The sequence below is a fragment of the Pseudomonas sp. GW822-FHT03F08 genome, from assembly GCF_058801265.1.
Genome location: NZ_JBXANC010000008.1, coordinates 320,830 through 338,098 on the forward strand (window position 1 = coordinate 320,830; position 17,269 = coordinate 338,098).

Here is a 17,269-nt window from a genome sequence, read left to right on the forward strand (position 1 = left end):
GGTCCGGTAGGTTGAAATCGCACCTGTTCCGTTCAGGTGTTGTGGAGCGAGTCATGCAGCGTTTGCCACAGCTCCAGCGTGAGGGACTCGATCACGTCGAAACGATCCTCCAGGCGTACGAGGATCAACGGTGAGTGGGTTGCCTCGAACTTCAGTGCCAGCATCGACAGCGCCCGCCAGTGGTTGATCAGCGTCTGGGTCAAGGTCGTTATCGACCCCTGGCAGTCTGCGCGCTGCAGCGATTGCGCGAGCAAGGTCAGCCCGGGAATCACGTAAAGCACCACAATGTGATCGAACAGTCGGCGTGCGGCCGTTGCGCCAGTCTCCGGCACGTCGCGAAAACGCGACATGCACAGGGCTCGATAAGCCGGGAGGGCACCGCGGTAGGTATCGTTGGTGAGAAATGAACAGGCCTGACGGTACAGACTGGCTCGCACATCAAAGTCGACGGGCCGCCCGGCAGGCAGCATCACGACAAAATGGCCCATGTGGTCGTAGGTTTCGGTGCGTACCCGATCGGTGATTGCCGTCGCGAACGCTTCGATCGGCAGCCAGGCTTCGCAGCCGTGGGGTTCGCGATCGACGATCAGTGAGTCGAAGATCCTTACATGGGTGGCGGCGTCGTTCATGCCGATCACCAGCACCGCATGCAGATAACCCGGTTTACTGCTGTAGACCGGGGCGTAGTCCAGATACGCGGAATTGACCCACACCACGATTCCGGGGTATTCGCCGAGCAGGGCCTGAAGTTGCGCTACCCAGTCTGAAGCAATGGGCACTCGTGTCACCTGGGCACCCAACACCTTGCAGGCGCGAAGACCGACGTCCTCGACGGCGAACGTGTATTCCGGCATACCCCATTCATCCAGGCCGGCGCGCAGGAGGTAACCGTCACCGGCCTCCAGCAACTGCGCCTCGTGGAGCGCGACACCGCTGCGGCCGGACAACTGCGCCAGGCTTCCGGTGAAGCAATTGATGGCCAGGGGGGCGAAGCGCACGACTTCATTCAGGTTCACAGGGCGCCCTCCGTGGCGGGATGATGATTGACCTGCAGGCGGTTTTCGGCACCTCGTACGGCTTTGGCGATCCTCCAGAAGTAAATGAGCCCGATGGCGAGTTCGAATACCGAACCGATGATCCAGCAGGTCACCAGCGACGAGGGATCATCGCGATTGCCCATGGCGACGTAATAGATCAGCGGGATGCTCATGAACCACATCAACACCAGCCGCACGATCAGGGAAAACCGGGCCATCCCGATGCTTTCGAGAACAGCGGCGCCGGTCATCGAAAAAGCAAAGGCACCGGAAAACGTCCACAGGACGCGCTGGGTATCGATGGCCAGGTCGATGATTTCCTGGTTATGCCCCAGGTCGCCAAAAGCCTTGAGCAAGACTTGCGGCATCGTCACCTGGACGGTGGACACCAGCAGGACGTAGATCAACTCAATGACCACGGTCACCCGCACAATCGTCGCCAGCTCGACATATTGCTGTTTTCCTGCCGCCGTGGCGCACAGGATGCTGCAGCCGATGCCCAGCCCGATGATCGGGATGATGCCCAGGTAGTTGATCGTCAAGTTGACGTTGTTGGCCGCCAGCGCACTGGCGCCCAGTACCGCAACGATCCAGATGAACGCCGTGTTGCCGAGTTGATCCACCCCCGCCGACAAACCGCTGGGTACGCCTCGGCGCAGCCGGAAAGCCAGGCGACTCCACAGGTGTTCACTGCGGGCGATGAAGATATTCATCAGCTCGCGCCAGACCTCGCGCGGCAGCATGACCGCGTAGCAGCCCAGCATGGACAACGTACCGATCAGGGTCCCGATAGCCGCACCGGCCATGCCCATTTCGGGCAGCCCGAACTTTCCGAACACCAGGCCCACGGTAAAGATCGAGTCGACCACTTGACCCACAATGCCGACCATCAGTGTTTCACGGGTGCGTCCCACGCCATTGAAGAAGGATGACAACGCCGTATTGATCGCCATCACGCCACCGAAAATCGCGGCCCAGAGCATGTACTGCGACTCAAGGCTGACGATTTGCGCGGGACGCGAGCTCAACTGCGGAATCAACGCGATCAGCGGGGCGGCCATGAACAGCAGCGCACCGCAGGCCAGTCCGAGGAATAATCCCAGCGCCCCTTCACCCCGGGCTTCTTCGATGCCCGAGCGGCCGTTTGCCTGGGCAACGAACGAGCGTGAAACCCCGACGGTGCTGCAGAAGAACGCGATGATCGCCATGCTGGTAAAGACCGCCGGCCCCGATGCCGCCAGCGTATCCGGTGAGTAATGCGCCAGGCATAACCGGTCGACGAGCATCATCAGCAGGTTGCCGACCATTGTCCCCATCAACGGAAACGAGACGACGGCGATACGTTTGGCCACCGCGGCGTCAAACCAGCGCTGCATGCTCGAACTCCTTTGTCCGTTGGCCGGCAGGCTGATCATCGAGTACCTCGTGCAAGTGAGCAAGCAGGCGGTCGGGGTCGCCGATCCGGGCAAGCAAAGACAGCAGCAGGCGTTCCATGCCGAAGGCTACGCAGGCTGAGTGCATGGCGGGCTCAGGGGCTTGCGGGCCGATTTTGAATGCCTGCGTGAACAGGTCGCGGTGCAGGTTGCGCGATCCGACGCTGACCTGGCGCTGCGGCCAGGGAATCACCGCTTCGAGCTTGACGCCCATCGCCAGTTGAACCTTGCGGGTCACCTGGGCCGACTCACCATAAAAGACATCGCTGGCCCGCTCCACGAAGGTCGATGGCACCAGGCGTCTGATCAGTTCCACGCCACTGTCGAACAACACCTGACACATGTGTTCGACTTGCGACTGCTGACCCAACAGTACGAATTCACGCATGGTGAAACTGGCCAGGCGTGTCGGCTCGTCGAGGACGGGCTCGTATCGGTGGCAATGGCCCAGCGCCGTGAAGCACTTGAGGTCCCAGCGCTCTGTGCTGCCGGCCAGGTGGGAGAATGTGTGATAGCAGGTCGAGGGGCTCAATACCCAGTCGCCCTCGTGATCCTTTTCAGAGTGATCACTGCACGCATGCGGGCTGGCGGTCATCGGGATGCAGGGCAGCTTGTTGAAAAAACCGATCTTCTCCAGCGCCTGTCGCTCGATCAGCGTCGTGCACGAGTGTGCCGTGGCGCTGATATGGCGGCTCATGGTGTTGATCAGTGCCCGGTCCAGAGCCTCGTAGGCCTGGTGGAGGGTGTCGCAAAAACGGTAGCCGATCAGGCCATTGCCGGAAGCGACGACCGAGAGCAGGCGACGAGCCTGTAAATCCTGCAGTGCGAACATGTCGATTATCCCGCTTGGTTCATCATGGCGATCACGCTGTCGACCAGCGCCTCGCGGCTGTCCAGACAAAATGGCTGCAACGCGGCATCGTCGAAGACGAATTGCAGACGGTCTTCGATGGCGACCAGCAGCCGCATCTGATCCAGGGAGTCGAATACGATCATGTCCAGCGGCGATGTCGGGCTGACTTGCTTGGCAGTGGCAAGCGTGTGCAGAACTTCATCGACCACTCGGGTCAGGTCCACGTGAGTCAGGGTTTCCATACGATGAATCCTTCCATGTAAAGCGTGTCCAGGGCGATGGAACGGAACGTCGCGAGTGCGACATCCGGTGACATGATCAAAGGCTGGCCCTTGACGTTGAACGACGTGTTGATGGAGCAGCCATGGCCGCACACCTTGCGAACCTGGGTCAGCAGACGCCAGAAGCTCTCGTTGACGTCCTGGCTGACCACCTGGATCCGCGCACTGCCGTCGGCATGTGCCACACCGCTGACGGCAGCCATGGCGTCTTCCCGAACCCGTGCGGTGCAGAGCATGTAGCGGGTCGGCTGCAGTTTTTTCGACTCGAACAACTGATCGCAATCGATATCCAGAACCGCCGGCGCGAAAGGGCGGAAGGGCTCTCTGAACTTCACCAGACCATTGATCCTGGCCTTGATTTCATGCCCGTTGGCCCGTCCCAGAATGGAACGATTGCCCAGCGCCCTCGGGCCGAACTCCATGCGTCCGTGAAACCAGGCAATGATCTTGTCCTCGGCGATGTCCTGGGCAGCCCGGGCGAAGTATTCATCCGTCAGCCCTTCGTAACGCCATTTCAGGCTGCCATCCGCCGCGGCTTCCTCGAGTTGCCGGCGTATGTGTTCGACACTGTATTCAGGGCCCAGGTACGGGGAAAACCCGCTGTCCATCAGCTCACCCTGTTGCGCCGCCAGATAGAGCGCGGCACCCAGTGCGGTTCCATCATCACCTGACGCCGGTTGCACGAAGGCCCGCTCCACCGATGGCAAGTTGCACAGCCGTTCGTTTGCCTTGCAATTGAGGAATGAACCTCCCGCCAGGCACAGCGATGTTTCACCGGTGCGCTCGAGCCAGAAAGCAACGAGTGACTCCAGAAGCGAGGTGAACACGGTCTGCAAGGCCGCGGCAAAGTCGGCGTGCCGGTCACCGAGTGCCTCGTCGCTGGTTCGAGGTGCCAGGTTGAACAGCGTCGCCAGAAACTCCATCGCCGCGGGATAACCTTCCTCCGCCCGGCTGAGTGCCTGGGCAGGCCAGCGGATGCTGATCGAGCCGGTTTTCGCATCGAATTGTGCAAGCTGATTGAAGGCTTCGAGGTACGCCGTACCGTTGCCATAGGCTGCCAGCCCCATGACTTTGTACTCGTCGCTGTTGAAGGCGAACCCCAGGAATCGGGTGCAGATGGAGTAGAGCAGGCCAAGGGAATTCTTGATGGGTTGGCCATGCAGTTTCTTGAGCGTGCGGCCTTGTGCCTGGAACACCGTCAATGATTCGACTTCACCCATGCCGTCGGAGACGATGCACAGCGCACGTTCGTAACCGCTGGTGAAATAGGCCGACGCCGCGTGGGCAATGTGGTGATCCACGGCTTTGAAACGTGGTGCGACATCCTCCCAGCCGGCTTGCTCCAAAGCCTTGATGACGGATTTTGCACTCAAGACTTCATCGAAGGATTCCGCCGACTGGGTGAAAAAGCGCCGGTAGCGGTCATAGTCGAATCCGTGGGCGATCACTTGAACATCACCCGGTTGCAGGTGTGCCGTACGCAGGCAATAGTCAATCGCGTGAAGGGGCAGTTCACCTGTGCCTTTGTCACCGGTGAAACGTTCTTCGGCCGCTGCCGCAATGACCTTCCCATCAATGATCAGGCAGGCGGCACTGTCCAGGCCCTGACAGATGCGCTCGTCGATTTCCAGCGCTTGAGGGTGAGCGGCGCGATGGGCGCGCTGCGAGTTGGGTAATCCGCTGATTCCGAGAATGATCATGGTTCGATGACCTTGAAAATGGAGATGGCGTTATTGCCGCCAAACCCGAAGGAGTTGTTCTGGATATGCCGTAGCGGGCGAGACAGACCACCCGGTTGGGTGACCAGATCGATCTCGTATTCGAGGCTGTCCGGCTCGATGTGAGTGGGCGGCAACAATTGATGCCGCAGGGACAGGCAGCTCGCTACCGCTCCGATCGCTCCTGCGGTGGCCATCATGTGGCCAACCGTGCCTTTGATCGCGGTCACGGCCGCCGTGGGGTAGGTGTTGGCGAAGATCGTGCTTTCCGTGAGGTCATTGGCGCGGGTTCCGGTGCCATGGGCATAGATTGCGCTGATGTCCCCGGCTTGCAGACCGGCCTGTTGCAGTACCTTTTGGTGGCAGGCGGACACGCCGGCCAGATCCGGGTTGGTCGGATGCGCCGCATCATTGTTGCTCGCGACTGCCAGCAGTTGGGCATAGGGCGTGGACACGACGTCCTTGGCTCGCTGCAACACCACGAAAGCGCCGCCTTCGCTGATGGTGATGTAGCGCCGGTCACGGGAAAAAGGTTTGCATTGCTGTTCGCCCAGTGCGTTCAGGGTGTAGAACCCTGACCAGACTTTCTTTGAAAAGGCATCTCCACCGCCCACCACGGCGGTGTCGACCGCACCGCTGCGCAGCATGCGCAGTGCGAACTCCAGTGCCACGTTCGCTGAGGCACAGGTGTTGTGGAAGCACAGCGCCGGGCCTTGCGAACCGATGGCTCGCGCAACATTGCGGGCAATCGCGTGGCTGGAATAGGTGTTTTGGCGCCAGCCTTCGTCATCGTCTTCCAGATGTCGGTCGAGGATGTCGGCTTCGGCCTCGTTGTTGCCGACGCACACCAGCGCATGGCGCAGCGCAGCGGATCCGGCATCCAGGCCGGCGTCCGCGATCGCCTGCATTGCCGCGTCCACCGCGTACAGCGAAGAGTCGGGCACGTTCGGCCCGGTGACCTCAGGCGCGCGCTGTTTGAGCAGGGCTTTCTGCGGCGTGTCGATACGGCCGGCCATGAAGTTCGGCTTCATCCCTGGATAGACCGCCGCCTGGGCGCTGAAATTGGCCTGGCGATCGATCAGCGCGGTCCAGAACTGTTCGACATCGAGACCAATGGGGGTCACCGCTCCGAGTCCGGAAACGTAGATTGTGTTCAAGGGGTTTTCCTCTTGACGGAAATAGCGTTGTGAATCACCAGCCTCATGCCCTGTTCATCCCAGGCACAGGCATCCCAGGCGAGGAACGAGCCAAAGTGCCGAACGCGTGTTTTCAGATTCAGGGGGGAGGCGGCAACCTCGCGATTCAGATCGATCTGCAGTGCATCAAACCGGGCAAACACGTAGCTGGCCGCCGCGCCACCCGCACGACGCTGCTGCAGCACCAGGGCGAGATTGCCCAGCGCTTCGGTCAGGACCAGCAACGCCGGATCGGCCATTTGCGCCAGGTAGGGGTGCCGTGCAATGACCTGCTGCAGGTCGATGACAGTCTGGGCCTGGGTGCCCTCGTCATTCAGATCGATCTGCTCCGGCAGAAACCAGTACAGCGGTTCACGCGCAGGGCTGACGGGTTGTGTCGATCGACACACCTCATCCATGAACGCCGGTGTCTCGATGAGATCGCCGGCGAGCGTCGAAAACGAACAGCAAAGGCCGGCGTCGCCATTGATCTGCGTGTGCGGCCCCTCGTTCACGTAAGTGACGGCTTGCCCCGGGCGCACGAACGATTTGAACAGCAGCCGTTCGACAACCGTGGAGGAGGGCGCGGGCCGAGTCGGTTGCTGCAGTTCTCTGAGCAGCAACATCAGGCCCGGCACGATCGGGTCGTTTTCGAAGTGCACCTTGAACACATCAAGGCCTGGGTCAAAGATTTCGGCTCGGGTGCTATTCATGATGGCGCGAAATCACGATGCTGGCGGCGTTGTCCGTCTGGGCCAGCAGCAGAGCGGCATGCTGGCCGGGCTTCAAGACCTGTACGCCCTCCAGGAAGGCCGCGAATACAAATGCCCGGTTGTACTCATTCGCCGTGGTGTCGTCGGCGTTGTCGTCCGGCGGACACTGAGCGGCCAGCAGCGTCCGGCTGCCGCTGTCGAGAAACAGCCGCGCATCGCCGGGTAACGTCTTGAGCGACTGTTGCACGTCCTTTTCAAAGCGGATAACCGCGCTGAATTGATTGCCTTGCTTCAGGGCCAGGTAGCTGACTCCCGAAGACACCCGGGTTGCAGAGGGTGCCTGCCGGGCGATGTCATCGAGTGCTTCGGGGCAATAGGTGTCCCCGACAAACACATGACTTTTTGCCTGATCGTGATCTTGCAGGTGAAGCAGGCCGTGAAGCATGGCCAGCGCCGGTGTGAGTACCCCGGCATTCAGGGTCGCATTGCCACCGCGGATGTGCTGGCTGATGTTGATGAAGGTCGAGGCCGAGCTGGTCGTGGCATAGGGGAACTGCTGAGCCGACAGTGCCTTGTGATCGAGTCTGGCCTGGCGCTGAAAGCGCAGCATGGCTTCCAGGTTGCCGTACTCGGTGCCCACGATGACGGTTTCATTGTGGGTCGCGTCCGTCGGGGTCATATAACGTGCGGCGAGGTAGAAGCAGATTCGACTGAAGGTGTCGCGGAACCGATCGCCTTTGGCATCGACCCATTCATTGAAGTCTTCGGGCAGCAGTTCAGCGTCGCCAGACGCCGACGGTGCAGGCGGATACAGCGCGTAACGCTCGATCGAAAATTCGAGAGTCGCTGGGTTCATGGGATGCTCCGAGCGGAAATGCGCAAACGCATTTCGATAGAGGCGGAGGCATCGCGAATCCGGCCATGGGCCGAGCGCGATGCCGCCGAGGGTCCAGGGTTGAGCCGGCGGACGCTTTGCAGGACCGCCGATTGACGCGTCAGGCCTTGGCGCCCTCGATTTCACGCCACAGCTCGCCAACCGTGCGCGCACGAACCAATGCATCCTCATCCAGCTCTGTGCCGAACTCGCGTTCGACCGACATCACGACATCGATCAGTTTCAGCGAATCAATGCCCAGCGCCTGCAACTCTTGGGACTCATCGATGGGATGGGTGGCATCAAGTTCGGCAACAGTTCTCAGGATTTCTACAAAACGGCTATCAACAGGCATGGTCTGGCTCTCTGGTTTTTGTATGAGTCAAATGCGGGGAACGCTGAAGGTGTCAGGACGCAAGCGCGGCGTGGATGTCGCAGACGAATTCCCGTGTATCGAGGATGGCGGCGTTGAATCCTTCCGCGACCTGGTTCGCTTCGATGGAACCGTCGGCGATCAATTGTTCGATGGATTCGCACGTTGCCTTGGCGTGGGCCTCTTCACCGCTTTCATCCATGTGGATGGTGAAAAACTCGTCGCGGGCGATAACGTTCGGAAATTGCCGGATCAGGGCGTTGTGGATCACGGCGATCTGGAAGTCGGCCTCGGTCTCGACGCCCAGGGCGTAACCCAGCGCAAAGCCCAGGTCTGCGCTGTACCCGGCGATCAGTCGGTCGACGAAACGTTGCGCGGTGTCGGGTCTTTCACCGACGTCGTAACCCAGGCTGCGCACAAAGTTGCTGAACATCGTGGAGTGGCAACTGGGGGTGTTTTCTTCGCGAATGATGCTCTTGATGTAGGCGCGCCAGTTCTCGTTTGTATGAGCTTTCAACGCTGCCGGCAGCACCTTTTTGTTGAAGCCCTGGCTTGAACCCCAGTAATACGGTTGCAGGAACGACTCGAACGCACGGGATGACATCTTTCCGTCCAGCAGCGTCAGGTACATCGGATTTTCGATGTGTTCCAGATCCATGATGCCGTGCTTGAGCAACCGGTTCAGCCAGGGCAGGGTCGAAGGATCGTCTCGCGAGGAAATTCGTTCGTGATAGAGCTGATTGGCCGCTGACCGAGCGGTGCCGGGCGCAATACCCTGCGCTGCGGCCAAGGTTGTTTCCATGGTCGTCATTGCGTTTTACCTTCCTTGCGTCAGTGTTTTCCTGGGTGTGGGGTTGCCGGTTTCAGCTGGCCAACCCACCGTCGAGCGTCAGTGCCGTGCCGGTCAGGTAAGGAGAGTCGAGCGTGGCAATGCAAAAGTGCGCGACGTCAGCGGGCGTGGCCAAGCGCTTGAGCGAAGGCTCTCTGGCCAACAGCGCTTTTTTCTCCTCCGGCAGATGGGCCAGCATTCCACCGTCGACGTAACCTGGCATGACGGTGTAGGCGCGAATGTTGAAACGGCCATAGTCGTGGGCAATGTTCAGGGCCAGGGCATTCAATGCAGCCTTGGAGCAGGAGTAAGGCGCTGCACCGGTTGCTCCACGTACGGCTGCCGTGGAGGAAATGAACTGAAAAATGCCCTTGCGTGCCTTGATGAAGTGGGGGAGCAGGTGGCGGGCTACGCGAGCCGCGCCAAAGACGTTGACATCGAATGCAGCCTGCCAGGCGTCATCATTGAGCGTATGAATCAATCCGTCGCTGGACAGGGCAGGCGCATAGATAACCGCGTCGATCGTCCCGAAGTCCGCGATGACCTGCTGGACGGCCGACCGGACGCTTTCATCGGACGTGACGTCCATGAACAGCCCGCTGGTGTCTGCCGAGCGCTTGGTATTGATGACTTGATAGTTGTTGTTTTCCGCCTCGCGGACAATGGCTGTGCCTATTTCACTGGAACCGCCAACTACCAGAAGATTCTTGTTTTGCATATATAAAGCCATAAATTCAGAGGATTAAAAGGCAACCCTTGCACTGCTGAAACCTAAGTTTCAGGACCTCTTCATCAATATCCGGTTTGATGATTTTCTTGCTGTTCTGTTGAGTGGCTTTCGTCGGCAGTACTTGCAATTTCAACAGTGCAATGAGTTGTAACAATTGGTGTGGCGGAGGGACTATGCAGCAAGCTTAAACGGGCTGTCAAGGATCTTGGATCCAAAAAAATCAACCCATAATGCAAAATAAAAAAATCATATAATGCTAATAAATCCATATAAAACAACGTCTTAAAAAATATGTGCATGAATGGCATGCATAAATGAGTTCTATCGATAGAAAAAATAATTCGACTCTTTGAAAGTATTAAATGAGGGCAGAGCGCCACTATCTGACTGTTGTTGCACTTTATTAGTGCATTGATAAGGGCGCACAAGATCAAGGATTGAAAACTTCTGGTGCTTCAACTTTCGTGCGAAGTTGTCCGGCCTTTGGGCAGGATTTAATAATTAAATTGAGGTTTTGTTTAAAGTCGGTTAGGTCGTTGTTTTTCAGTCAACTGACGGGAGAGCACAAGGTGTGTTGTGACAGGTGATCGACAGGCCTGTCCTGCAGAGGATTGCGGAGCAATCAGTCCAGAGAGACTGGATCGTCGGCCCGTTTTTCTCCCGACACGGCTGGCCTAAGGTGGCCTCCAGATATTTATTGGAGGTCACCATGAATCACCCAACCCTGTTTTCTTCGATCCAGATCGGCCCGCATGCCTTGTCCCACCGCGTGGTCATGGCGCCGTTGACGCGCATGCGTTCCGAGCCGGGCGATCTGCCCGGTGCGTTGATGGCTGAATACTATTCGCAGCGTGCCACCGCCGGCGGCCTGATCATTTCCGAAGCCACTGTGGTCTCGACCACTGGCAATGGCTATCTCGGTTCGCCGGGCCTGTACAACGACGCGCAAATTGCTGGCTGGAAAGCCATCACCGATGCGGTTCACGCCAAGGGCGGGCGGATTTTCCTGCAACTGTTTCATGCCGGGCGCCAATCCCACAGCGACATGCAGCCTGACGGCGCACAACCCGTGGCGCCTTCGGCGGTCGAGTACGACGGCGTGGCCTACACCGCCAGCGGCTGGGTCCCGAGCACACCGCATCGCGCCTTGAGCGAATCGGAAGTGGTGGCGCTGGTCGAGGATTTCCGTCGCGCCTCGGCGCGAGGCCTGGAAGCCGGATTTGATGGCGTGGAAATCCACGGCGCCAACGGTTACCTGATCGACCAGTTTCTGCAGGACGGCAGCAACCGCCGCACCGATGCCTACGGCGGCACGATCGCCAGGCGTGCGCGGTTCCTGATGGACATCACCCGGGCGGTGATTTCGGTCTGGGGTCATGAGCGCGTGGCGGTACGTCTGGGCCCGAGCGGCAATTTCGGCGACATGAAGGACAGCGATCCTGAAGCGCTGTTTGTGTATGTCGCCGAGCAACTGGCCGAGCTGAAACTGGCGTATCTGCACTTGATCGAACCGCGCGTGCTGGGCAATTCGATCGATGAAAGCAAGGATCAGAACCCGGTGGCGGCGCAGTTGATCCGCCAGCATTACGACGGCGTGATCATCGCGGCGGGCGGTTTCAATGCCGCGTCGGCCGAGCAGATTCTGCAAGCGGGGGATGCCGACCTTGTTGCGTTCGGTCGCGACTTCATCGCCAACCCGGATCTGCCGGAACGCATCCGTCATGACCTGCCGCTCAATGCCTACGACCGTGACACCTTCTACGGTGGCAGCGCGGTCGGGTTTACCGATTATCCGTTTTATCAGCAGAGTGCCTGATCGGTTTCAACTGCTGCGTTGAGGGTAATACCGCCATCGCGGGCAGGCCCGCTTCCACAGACGATTGTGGGAGTGGGCCAGCCCGCGATGGCGTTTTTGTTGGCAAGACGTCTCTTTGCAAATCCCCCGCCCGCATCTACTCTGCCTGAACTCTCCCCACCCCCGAGTACCCCCGCCATGATGGACAGCCTCAGCGGTATCACGGCCTTCATTCAGGTGGCCGAAACCCGCAGCTTCACCGAAGCCGGGCGTCTGCTGGAGATATCCTCGTCGGCCGTCGGCAAAAGCGTGGCACGCATGGAGGAACGCCTCGGTGTGCGGCTGTTTCACCGCAGCACCCGCAGCGTCACCCTGACCACCGAAGGCGAGCTGTTTCTGGACCGCTGCAAACGCATCCTCAGTGAAGTGGAAGCCGCGCAAATGGAGCTGCTGGAGTTGTCCGCCACGCCACGGGGCAAGGTGCGCATCAGCGTGCCGATCCAGAACGTGCTGATCATGCCGGTGCTGGCCGGGTTCATGCGTGCCTACCCGGACATCGAGCTGGATGTGGACATGTCCGACCGCATGGTCGACGTGATCGAGGAGGGTTTCGACGCGGTGATCCGTACCGGCGCACCTCAGGACTCGCGGCTGATGGCGCGCAAGCTCGGTGGCTATCAATTGCAGTTGGTGGCGTCGCCTGCGTACCTGGAGCGCAACGGCGCGCCGACGCACCCGGACGATCTGAGCAAACATGTGTGCCTGCTGCACAAGTTTCCTGCCACGGGGATGATCGAGCGCTGGCCGCTGCGGGTGGGCGACACGCACATCGAACCGAGCCTTTCGCGTGCATTGACCTGCACCACGATGGACCCGCTGACGTACCTGGCGCTGGATGGGGTGGGGATTGCGTGTCTGCCGGACTTTTCAATCCGTGAGCCGTTGGCCGATGGCCGGCTGAAGGTGGTGCTGAAGGACTACACCGACCACACCGGCAACCTGTGGATGCTCTGGCCTGCGTCGAAGCAGACGGCACCGAGGTTGCGGGTGTTGATCGACTTTTTCAAAGACAACATTCTGAAGGTCTGACACTCAGCGTTGCAGGGTCTCGGCAATCGGCGACTTGCTCAGACCGAAACTGAGCATCACGGCCAGCCCGAGCAGACCGACCCCGGCGCCCAGCCACAGCGGCGAAGCGATGCCGGCATGGTCGACCATCAAGCCACCGAACAACGAACCCGAGGCGATCGCTACTTGAAATGTGGTGACCAGCATCGCCGAACTCGCTTCCGGCAGTGTCGGCGATGTCAGTTGCATCCAGCTGCTGACACCCAGCGGAATCGCCCCGTATGCCACGCCCCACAGCAACACCGCCAGCGTCACGCCCAGCCCCTGCAAGTGCGGCAAGGCCAACTGCACGATCACCATCAGCAACACCACCGCGCCCAGGGAAGCACGCAAGTGCGAAGTAATGGTGCCGGCCATGGCAAAGTTCGCCAGCATGCCGACCAGGCCGAAGCCCAAAAGGATCGCAGTAATCGCACTCGGCGAGAAACCGGCTTCATGGCCAAGGAACGGCGCGATGTAGGTGTACGCCGCGAAATGCGCCGCCACCACCGTGCCCAGCAACAGCATGCTGCGACGTGCATTGCCGCGCGACACATAAGCCAGCAGCGCGCGTACTTTCAGACCGTCGCGGGAAGGCAGCGAAGGCAAGGTCAGGGCTTGGGCTGCGAGCGCGAGCAGTGCAAGCCCCGCCGTCAGCGTGAGCGACATGCGCCATGAAAACAGGCTGCTGATGAACGTCCCGAATGGCACGCCGAACACCGTCGCCAGGGTAATCCCGGCGAAGATCAACGCCGTGGCCTTCGCTGCGTTCGATACGTTGACCAGTCGCCCGGCCACCGCAATCGCCACAGCCCAGAAGCCGCCCAGTGCAATGCCGACAAGTCCACGTCCGACCAGCATGATCGCCAGTGACGGTGCCAGCGCCGAGATCAGGTTGGCGGCCACCAGCAACAGGGTCAGCAGCAACAACAGATGCCGCCGGTTCATGCGTCCCGCGCCCAGCATGATCGCGGGCGCCGACACCGCCGCGACAACACCCGGCACGGTGACCATCAGCCCCGCAACACCCACGGTGACGTTCAGGCTATCGGCGATCTGCGGCAGGATGCCGACCGGCAGGTATTCCGTGGTGACAAAAGCAAAGGCGCCGAGGGCCACGGAGTACACCGAGAGCCAGGAGGAGGGGACCTCTTGTGTGGCCGTCGCCGTGGTGGGTAATGCCTGTAGATCGTGCATGGGAGAGCTCCACAATAATGAGTGGAGCCATGCTAGGCAGCGCGTGCCTGCGGAAAAACGGGGCACAGTTCCAATCACTGCGGAGCGATTGCTCCACAATCGAATGGCGCTGGCCCCGGCCGTTCAGTTGCGATTCTGGGCGACGATTGCAAAGTTGCCCGGCGCTTTTTCCAGCAGCCCAAGGAATCTCACTAGATCGACTGTGCTGCCGTCGACTTTCAAGTCATTTGAGGTCAGCGTTTCCTTCAGCCCCGCAGTGCCGCCCAGCAGTTGCACGAACAGGTCTTTGGTGACGGTCAGCGTTGCGTTGGCATTCGCTGCCGGCGGGCCTTTTCGGTAGTGCAGCACGGCGTTCTCGATCCACAGCACGAAGGATTCGCGGGTATCGGTCAGCAGCAGATTGAAGGTCCAGTTCTTGCCGTCGGCGGCCGGCCCGTCGAGGCTCGCGGCCATGGCTTCGAGGAAGCGTTCAGTGGGCGTCTGCTTCATCAGTTCGATCAAGTCCGAACGTCTGACGCCTTTGGTGGGCGGGCCGTTGCGCAGTTCCTGAGCGGCGGTCAGGTAGCTGTTGCGCCAGGTCGCGGACTCCGATTGGTAGCCCAGCTGTTCATAGGTCTGGGCCAGCAGTTCCTTGGCGGCCTTGTCGTCGGGTGCGTCGAGAACGGCCTGATCCAGCAGTTCGGCCACCCAGCGGTATTCGCCTTTGTCATAGGCCACGCGTGCGGCCTCGACCACTTTGGCGTGGCCGCCCATCAATTCGACATAGCGTTTGGCGGATTCCTTGGGCACCAGCGGATTCAAGTGCGCCGGGTTGCCGTCGTAGGCGCCGAGGTACATCTGGTAGATCGCTTTGACGTTGTGTCGCACATCGCCGTAATAACCACGGGTGCCGAAGTACGACGCCAGTGAGTCGGGCAATTGGATTTTGTCGGCGATCTCGTTGGGCGTGTAGCCAGCGTTCATCAGCCGCACGGTCTGATCGTGCATGTATTTATAGACGTCGCGGTGCTTGGTGATGAACTCGCGGATCCGCTCATTGCCCCAGATCGGCCAGTTGTGTTGGCCGAAATAGACTTCTGTGTCGCCGAGTTCGTCGAGGGCGATCTGCGTGTAGTCGGACCAGCGCAGCGCATCGCGAACCTTGGCGCCGCGAATCGGCAGCAGGTTGTGCATGGTCTGCGCCAGCAATTCCGCACCGCCGTAGGCCTTGCGTTCGGGGATCGAGAAGGTCAGCTCGGCCGGGGCTTCGGCGCCCGGTATGTTGTGAAAGACGAAGCTGACGCCGTCGAGTACGAGTTCCTGCATCGGCTGATCGATGATTTGCGTCGGCGCCAGAATGCCGATGCTGCCGTAGGCGACGTTTTTGCCCAGCCCGGTATCCACCATGCCGGTTGCGCCCGGTGTCAGGTTCTTGCCGAACTGATACATCGAACGGCGCGACATTGCCGGCCCGGCCAACACGTTTTCGCTGGTGGCTTCCTCCATGAAACCCACCGGTGCCACTACAGGGATCTTGCGCTCGGCGACTTCCGCGACCGAAGTAATGCCCAGCACTCCGCCGAAATGGTCAGCGTGGTCATGGGTGAAGATGATGGCGGTCACGGGCTTGTCGCCCAATTGTGCGCGGGCGAATGCCAAGGCTGCGGCGGCGGTTTCCTTCGAGGTCAGCGGGTCGACCACGATCCACCCGGTTTGCCCTTCGATCAACGTCATGTTGGCGATGTCGAAACCGCGCAACTGGTAGATGCCGTCGGTGACTTTGAACAAACCGATCTGGGCGTTGAGCATCGCGTGGCGCCACAGGCTCGGGTTGACCGTGGCGGGGGCCTTGCCTTCGACGAATCTGAATGCATCGAAATCGATCAGCACGGTGCCGTCGGAACCGAGGATCTGCCCGGTCGGCCGGGCGATGAGGCCGCGTTGGGCATCTTCCATATCCCGGGTGTCATTGAGGTCCAGGCCCTTGACCGAGGCTTCGATCACCGCTGCGGTCGCTGGCGTTGCTTCGCCATTGACAACGCTCGGTGGTTTGTCACAACCGGCGAGGGATACCAGCGCCAGGGCGATGAGGGTGTGGCAGGTCGATCTCATTCTTGTTGTTCTCCGATGATCAATCAGCAGAGAGTAGGGAGAGGAGGGTGATGTATCCAATGCATTGTTTACATCTGGATAATGCGTGGCTAGCATCGGCGACATGGACCTCAAACGACTGACACACCTTCTGGCGCTGGCCGATGAACGCCATTTCGGCCGCGCCGCCGAACGCGTGCACCTCAGCCAACCGGCCCTGAGCCGCAGCATTCAAGCGCTGGAGAGCGAAACCGGCCAGCGCCTGTTCGACCGGGACAGTGGCGACGTGCGCCCGACGCCGGCGGGAGAATTTCTGATCGAGCGGGCGCGACGGCTGTTGTTCGATGCACGCTCGCTGGAACGTGATCTGGCGCTTTACGGTGATGGCCGGCTCGGCAACCTTGCGTTCGGCGTCGGGCCGTTTCCGGCGGCGATGTTGATGCATCAGGTGGTGCCTCGGTTGCGTCGGGAGTATCCGGAAGTCACCCTGCGGGTAGAGATCAACAACTGGCAGATTCTTGAAGCCCGTTTGCGGGATGAAGCGATCGAGTTTTTCGTCGCGGACATTCGCAATTTCTCGGCCGACACCGATCTGCTGATTCGTTCACTGGGACAGGTTTCGGCGGGGTTCTTTGTCCGGCCGCAACATCCGCTGGCCGGGCGCGCGGTGACGATGAGAGACCTGGAAAAGTACGGCATCGCAACGACGCGCCTGCCGGCCGTGGTGAAGGAAGAGACTGCGCATACCCTGGGCATTTCCACTCGCCAGGCCTTGCCGCTTGCGCTTGAGTGCGACGATGTGGCGTTGCTCAGAACGGTGGCCTGTTCGACCGATACCATCCTCGGCGTGATCCACGGCGCAGTGGCTGAAGACCTGCGCATCGGTAACCTGATCGAACTGCAGGTCGTGGACAGACCCGGGCTGCATTCCGAAATCGGCGTCGTCAGCCTGCCCAACAGAAGCCTGTCACCGACCGCCCGCTGTGTGATCGACGCCATCGTCGACGAGATGGCGCAACGCAATATCTCGACCTGAGCGGGGCTCCGGTCGGCGGCCAAAACGCCAAAGCACAAGACTTCCCGC

General features: G+C 60.3%; 16 protein-coding genes. 3 read left to right on the forward strand and 13 right to left on the reverse strand.

All coding sequences use genetic code 11. The annotated features are described in order from the left end of the window. Positions 1-32: 32 nt before the first annotated feature. The 11 genes from AC1RME_RS21535 to AC1RME_RS21585 form a co-directional block, all read right to left on the reverse strand. Positions 33-1,016, reverse strand: a complete 984-nt coding sequence (locus tag AC1RME_RS21535; RefSeq protein ID WP_096820637.1) for a cysteine peptidase family C39 domain-containing protein — start codon at positions 1,014-1,016, stop codon at positions 33-35. After that, the gene (locus AC1RME_RS21540; protein ID WP_096820638.1) at positions 1,013-2,413 is read right to left on the reverse strand and encodes an MATE family efflux transporter; all 1,401 of its coding nucleotides are present in this window, start codon (positions 2,411-2,413) and stop codon (positions 1,013-1,015) included. Before AC1RME_RS21540 ends, AC1RME_RS21535 begins: the two co-directional genes overlap by 4 nt. Beyond that, entirely contained in the window at positions 2,397-3,302 is a 906-nt protein-coding gene (locus AC1RME_RS21545; protein ID WP_176504847.1) for a class-II aminoacyl-tRNA synthetase family protein, read from the reverse strand. The genes AC1RME_RS21540 and AC1RME_RS21545 overlap by 17 nt, the downstream gene beginning before the upstream one ends. Before the next feature lie 5 nt (positions 3,303-3,307). Next, complete coding sequence (locus tag AC1RME_RS21550) at positions 3,308-3,565, reverse strand: phosphopantetheine-binding protein (protein WP_096820639.1); 258 nt, start codon at positions 3,563-3,565, stop codon at positions 3,308-3,310. Further along, positions 3,553-5,304, reverse strand: coding sequence for a carbamoyltransferase family protein (locus AC1RME_RS21555; RefSeq protein ID WP_096820640.1), 1,752 nt, complete (start codon positions 5,302-5,304; stop codon positions 3,553-3,555). Before AC1RME_RS21555 ends, AC1RME_RS21550 begins: the two co-directional genes overlap by 13 nt. After that, the gene (locus AC1RME_RS21560) at positions 5,301-6,479 is read right to left on the reverse strand and encodes a beta-ketoacyl synthase N-terminal-like domain-containing protein (protein WP_096820641.1); all 1,179 of its coding nucleotides are present in this window, start codon (positions 6,477-6,479) and stop codon (positions 5,301-5,303) included. Before AC1RME_RS21560 ends, AC1RME_RS21555 begins: the two co-directional genes overlap by 4 nt. Next, positions 6,476-7,168: a hypothetical protein gene (locus AC1RME_RS21565; RefSeq protein ID WP_141401780.1), complete on the reverse strand. Its 693-nt coding sequence runs from the start codon at positions 7,166-7,168 to the stop codon at positions 6,476-6,478. Before AC1RME_RS21565 ends, AC1RME_RS21560 begins: the two co-directional genes overlap by 4 nt. 34 nt (positions 7,169-7,202) lie before the next feature. Then, positions 7,203-8,066, reverse strand: a complete 864-nt coding sequence (locus AC1RME_RS21570) for a hypothetical protein (protein ID WP_096820643.1) — start codon at positions 8,064-8,066, stop codon at positions 7,203-7,205. Positions 8,067-8,205: 139 nt separating this feature from the next. Next, complete coding sequence (locus AC1RME_RS21575; protein WP_096820644.1) at positions 8,206-8,439, reverse strand: acyl carrier protein; 234 nt, start codon at positions 8,437-8,439, stop codon at positions 8,206-8,208. Positions 8,440-8,491: 52 nt separating this feature from the next. Further along, positions 8,492-9,259 (reverse strand): diiron oxygenase, encoded by a 768-nt coding sequence (locus AC1RME_RS21580; protein ID WP_141401781.1) that lies wholly within the window; start codon positions 9,257-9,259, stop codon positions 8,492-8,494. 61 nt (positions 9,260-9,320) lie between these two features. After that, on the reverse strand, positions 9,321-10,004 hold the full coding sequence (locus AC1RME_RS21585) for an SDR family oxidoreductase (protein ID WP_176504848.1): 684 nt from the start codon (positions 10,002-10,004) through the stop codon (positions 9,321-9,323). A 721-nt stretch (positions 10,005-10,725) separates the two neighbouring features. Between AC1RME_RS21585 and AC1RME_RS21590 the strand changes: the two genes are divergently transcribed. Together AC1RME_RS21590 and AC1RME_RS21595 are read left to right on the forward strand one after the other, a co-directional pair. Beyond that, positions 10,726-11,832, forward strand: coding sequence for an alkene reductase (locus AC1RME_RS21590; RefSeq protein WP_096820647.1), 1,107 nt, complete (start codon positions 10,726-10,728; stop codon positions 11,830-11,832). 180 nt (positions 11,833-12,012) lie between these two features. Beyond that, complete coding sequence (locus AC1RME_RS21595) at positions 12,013-12,900, forward strand: LysR family transcriptional regulator (protein ID WP_096820717.1); 888 nt, start codon at positions 12,013-12,015, stop codon at positions 12,898-12,900. 3 nt (positions 12,901-12,903) lie between these two features. Here AC1RME_RS21595 and AC1RME_RS21600 read toward each other — a convergent pair whose 3' ends face one another. Both AC1RME_RS21600 and AC1RME_RS21605 read right to left on the reverse strand, forming a co-directional pair. Continuing rightward, positions 12,904-14,115, reverse strand: coding sequence for an MFS transporter (locus AC1RME_RS21600; RefSeq protein WP_096820648.1), 1,212 nt, complete (start codon positions 14,113-14,115; stop codon positions 12,904-12,906). A 123-nt stretch (positions 14,116-14,238) separates the two neighbouring features. Beyond that, the gene (locus tag AC1RME_RS21605) at positions 14,239-16,206 is read right to left on the reverse strand and encodes an alkyl/aryl-sulfatase (protein WP_096820649.1); all 1,968 of its coding nucleotides are present in this window, start codon (positions 16,204-16,206) and stop codon (positions 14,239-14,241) included. A gap of 85 nt (positions 16,207-16,291) precedes the next feature. Between AC1RME_RS21605 and AC1RME_RS21610 the strand changes: the two genes are divergently transcribed. Next, positions 16,292-17,221, forward strand: a complete 930-nt coding sequence (locus AC1RME_RS21610; protein ID WP_255261918.1) for a LysR family transcriptional regulator — start codon at positions 16,292-16,294, stop codon at positions 17,219-17,221. Positions 17,222-17,269 lie beyond the last annotated feature (48 nt).

Coding starts and splice junctions, on each gene's coding strand:
- AC1RME_RS21570 (WP_096820643.1), bottom strand. CDS start 8,066: ATGAACCCAGCGACTCTCGAATTTTCGATCGAGCGTTACGCGCTGTAT.
- AC1RME_RS21580 (WP_141401781.1), bottom strand. CDS start 9,259: ATGGAAACAACCTTGGCCGCAGCGCAGGGTATTGCGCCCGGCACCGCT.
- AC1RME_RS21605 (WP_096820649.1), bottom strand. CDS start 16,206: ATGAGATCGACCTGCCACACCCTCATCGCCCTGGCGCTGGTATCCCTC.
- AC1RME_RS21555 (WP_096820640.1), bottom strand. CDS start 5,304: ATGATCATTCTCGGAATCAGCGGATTACCCAACTCGCAGCGCGCCCAT.
- AC1RME_RS21545 (WP_176504847.1), bottom strand. CDS start 3,302: ATGTTCGCACTGCAGGATTTACAGGCTCGTCGCCTGCTCTCGGTCGTC.
- AC1RME_RS21595 (WP_096820717.1), top strand. CDS start 12,013: ATGGACAGCCTCAGCGGTATCACGGCCTTCATTCAGGTGGCCGAAACC.
- AC1RME_RS21585 (WP_176504848.1), bottom strand. CDS start 10,004: ATGCAAAACAAGAATCTTCTGGTAGTTGGCGGTTCCAGTGAAATAGGC.
- AC1RME_RS21575 (WP_096820644.1), bottom strand. CDS start 8,439: ATGCCTGTTGATAGCCGTTTTGTAGAAATCCTGAGAACTGTTGCCGAA.
- AC1RME_RS21590 (WP_096820647.1), top strand. CDS start 10,726: ATGAATCACCCAACCCTGTTTTCTTCGATCCAGATCGGCCCGCATGCC.
- AC1RME_RS21540 (WP_096820638.1), bottom strand. CDS start 2,413: ATGCAGCGCTGGTTTGACGCCGCGGTGGCCAAACGTATCGCCGTCGTC.
- AC1RME_RS21550 (WP_096820639.1), bottom strand. CDS start 3,565: ATGGAAACCCTGACTCACGTGGACCTGACCCGAGTGGTCGATGAAGTT.
- AC1RME_RS21600 (WP_096820648.1), bottom strand. CDS start 14,115: ATGCACGATCTACAGGCATTACCCACCACGGCGACGGCCACACAAGAG.